Source organism: Intestinibacter sp. (assembly GCF_034113885.1).
Lineage (GTDB): Bacteria > Bacillota > Clostridia > Peptostreptococcales > Peptostreptococcaceae > Intestinibacter.
In genome coordinates this window covers 1-3,670 of sequence record NZ_JAXEWM010000030.1, presented here as the reverse complement: position 1 = coordinate 3,670, position 3,670 = coordinate 1, and the positions used below count along the sequence as shown (strand labels likewise).

Here is a 3,670-nt window from a genome sequence, read left to right as displayed (position 1 = left end):
TATATAAAAGGGGCTAACCGTAAATTATTTTACGATTAGCCTCTTATGTTTTTGCAATGAATATTGCTAAACCAGATTTAGGCGAAGTGGCTAGAGGATTTATACCAAGTGTGCCTGCTGGAGGTATGATGATGGTTATATCTTTACTAGGATCTTGGGCTAAAGTTTTCTTAAGTATTGGATTATTTGCAGCAGGTTTATCATCTGCAATAGCTACACCGCTTGGTGCATCTTATACTTTGGCAGGTCTTTTAGGATGGGAATATGGACATCACGATAAGAGATTTAGAAATGTCAATATAGCTATAGTTATAATAGGTATAATTGTTTCAGGAACAGGATTCTCTCCTCTAACTATAATACTTATGACACAAGCGCTTAATGGTATAATCTTGCCAATAGTAGTTATTTACTTAGTAATAGTAACTTGCAATAAGAAATTACTTGGAGAACACACAAACGGACCAATTGCTGTAATTTTAGGTATAGCAATCGGTATAATAACAATAATACTTGGTGGATCTGCTTTAATATCTGCAGTTCAAAGTATTATGGCGATGTTTTAAAAATATTAAATTTTAAAAGAGACGAGCTTTAGTGATAAGCTCGTCTTTTGCATTAGAAATTAAAATTTTATTATTTTCTATTCATTTATTTTCAATTCAAAAACATCGTTTCTAGAGTAATGACCTACAACGTCTAAATCTATTTTACTTTGGATTACTTTATCCATATCTAAATCAGCGATTAACATTTCTTCCTTATTAAATACAGGTCCTGCCACGTATTTTCCAAAAGGATCTACTATACAAGTTCCACCAGGACACATGATTTCAGGTTGATTGTCTAAATCGTGAATATAGTTTAAATCTTGAGGATACATGCTCTTTTCAACGTATTGATTGCAGCCTATAACAAAGCATCTACCTTCTAGAGCAATATGTCTCATAGTAGCTTGCCATTCTTCTCTCGAGTCAGCAGTAGGAGCTAGATATATAGAAACTCCTTTTTTATACATAGCGACTCTAGCAAGTGGCATGTAGTTTTCCCAGCATATTAAAGAACCCATTTTTCCAAAAGGAGTATCGACAACAGTTAAAGTACTTCCATCTCCTTCTCCCCATAGAGAACGTTCACTGCCAGTTGGTTTTAACTTTCTATGTTTACCTAAATATTTTCCATCAGGACCAAAGAATAAATTTGTGCAATATAAAGTGCCAATTCCATCCTTTTCAGTACATCCCATTGATAGATAGACTCCATTTTCAAGGGCAGCATTTGCTAGAATTTCTGTAGTTTCACTTGGAACTAATACAGAGCTATCGTAGTAGCGTTTAAAATCTTCACGACCAGCATCTGTTCTACTACCTACTATAAATCCAAAAGAAAGACCTCTAGGATAGCAAGAAATAAATGCTTCAGGGAATACTACTAATTTTGCACCGGCATCAGCAGCTTCTTTTATAAGCTTAACAGCTTTTTCTACTGTAGCTTTTTCATCCATAATTATTGGTGCAGCTTGTACTGCTGCAACTCTAACTTTATTACTCATATAATCACCCCTAAATAAGTTTATAAATAGATAATTATTGCATGCAAATTATGTGTAGGAAAAGGTAGTGCACTTTTTATTGTAAATTCTTTCCTATTAATATAATAATACTACAATTTATGAAATTAATAAAATTGAATTATATGATATATAAATTCAAAAAAAATTGATGATAAATGATTGAGTTATTTTAAAGAACTTTGAATAAATTCAATAATGAATTATAATAAGTTTAAAAATGATAAATTTTATGTAGGATGGAGTTTGGATAGATGGAATTGAGAAATTTAGAGACATTTTGTATGATATATAAATTAAAAAGCTTTACTAAGGCAGCTAAAGAATTGGGCTATGCTCAATCAACTGTGACAACGCAAATAAAGATATTAGAAAGAGAATTAGGTGTTCAGTTATTTGAACGAATAGGCAGAAATATAGAATTGACTTCTAAAGGAAAAATATTTTTGGAATATGCTACTCAAATATTAGAACTATCAAATAAAACTATAGAGGCTGTAAGTGAAAAGGTAGAACCAGATGGAGTTTTAACTATCGGAGTAGCAGAATCCCTATGCACGATGATGTTTCACGAGCCCCTTAAAAAATATCATGAAAAATATCAAAATGTAGATATAATAATAAAAGTCGCTACATATAGAGATTTGCTAGATATGATAAAAAACAATAGAGCAGATTTTGTATTGATGATAGGTGAAAAAGTAAATGATTTTGACTTAGAATGTATAATGCACTACGATGAAGAAATGGTCATTTTAGCTTCACCTAAAAATCCTATAACTGATAAAAAGAAATTAAAAATCAAGGATCTAGAAAACCAACCTTTGATTTTAACGGAACAGGGATGTAGTTATAGGGCAGCATTTAAAAGGAGATTTAAAGAGGAAGGAATAGAGCCCCATATATCTCTTGAAGTTGGTGGATTAGAAGCGATAAAGAAGTTAACAATGGGAAATTTAGGGATAACATTGCTGCCACTTATGTCTGTAAGAGAAGAAATAGATAGCAAAAAATTGATAAGTTTAAATATAATTGATTGTGAATTTAAAATAGTTACTCAGCTTATTTATCACAGAAATAAATGGTTTACACCTGCTATGAAGGCTTTTATCGATGAATTTGAAATTTGGATAAATGAAAATATTAGCAAAGATATAGAGTTTAAAAAATATTAAATGAATATTTATATACAAGAAGTAGCTTATTTTTTTAGGAAACCTTTTGTATATAAATATTTCCATAAACAATTATTAAATCCGAGTAGGAAATTATATTAAAAAATAAAAACAAAAATAACAATATAAATTTTTTCAAAATCAAAAAATATGTTAACATATAACTATTAAAATAATACAGAAAGAAGAGAACTAATGAAAGAAAATTACTACGAAAAATTATTAAATATAAATACAAAAGGAAATGAAAATTGGAACAAAACATCAGCACATAATCATCCATATGAACCTACTCTATATGAAGCATTAGATTTTCTATTTGAAAATTACGATTTAAATAAAAAAGATCATGTTGTAGACTTTGGATGTGGGAAGGGAAGACTTATATTTTATATAAATTATTATTTTAAATGTATTGCAAGCGGAATAGAGTTTAATGAAATATACTATAATGAAGCGTTATTAAATAAATCTAGATATATTCAAAAAAATAAGAAAATGGAGGATAAAATAAATTTTCACTGTAACCTAGCACAAAATTATGATATAGATCCAAGGGACAATAAATTTTATTTTTTTAATCCTTTTTCTGTGCAGATTTTTATGAAGGTCGTTGAAAATATACTAGATTCTTTTGAAAAAAATCCTAGAAATATAGATTTAATACTTTACTATCCAAGTGACGACTATATTCAATTTTTAGAATATAGAACTTCATTTATATTAGAAAGAGAAATTATCTTTGATGACTTATACAAAAATGATCCAAAAGAAAAATTTCTTATATATACTTTAAAAGTAGATTTCTAAAATACGCATATAATTACTTTATTTAATAAATTGAATTACTATTTTATCTTTTATATATTTTGTAAAAACGAACTATATAAATATTACATTTACAAAAAAGCTTTGGTGATTTGCA

4 protein-coding genes are annotated in these 3,670 nt (G+C 28.6%); 3 read left to right on the top strand and 1 reads right to left on the bottom strand.

The features are described from left to right. Nucleotides 1-56: 56 nt before the first annotated feature. Entirely contained in the window at nucleotides 57-566 is a 510-nt protein-coding gene (locus SPD90_RS01905; protein WP_320924140.1) for a divalent metal cation transporter, read from the top strand. Between the two features lie 77 nt (nucleotides 567-643). Here the strand turns inward: SPD90_RS01905 and SPD90_RS01900 are convergent, their stop codons facing one another. Next, nucleotides 644-1,552 carry a carbon-nitrogen hydrolase family protein gene (locus SPD90_RS01900; RefSeq protein ID WP_290685989.1) on the bottom strand — a complete coding sequence of 303 codons (909 nt, stop codon included), beginning with the start codon at nucleotides 1,550-1,552 and terminating at the stop codon, nucleotides 644-646. Between the two features lie 272 nt (nucleotides 1,553-1,824). Here SPD90_RS01900 and SPD90_RS01895 point away from each other — a divergent pair, with 272 nt between their 5' ends. After that, nucleotides 1,825-2,745 carry a LysR family transcriptional regulator gene (locus SPD90_RS01895; protein WP_290685986.1) on the top strand — a complete coding sequence of 307 codons (921 nt, stop codon included), beginning with the start codon at nucleotides 1,825-1,827 and terminating at the stop codon, nucleotides 2,743-2,745. Nucleotides 2,746-2,940: 195 nt separating this feature from the next. After that, nucleotides 2,941-3,555, top strand: coding sequence for a methyltransferase (locus SPD90_RS01890; RefSeq protein WP_290685983.1), 615 nt, complete (start codon nucleotides 2,941-2,943; stop codon nucleotides 3,553-3,555). Nucleotides 3,556-3,670 lie beyond the last annotated feature (115 nt).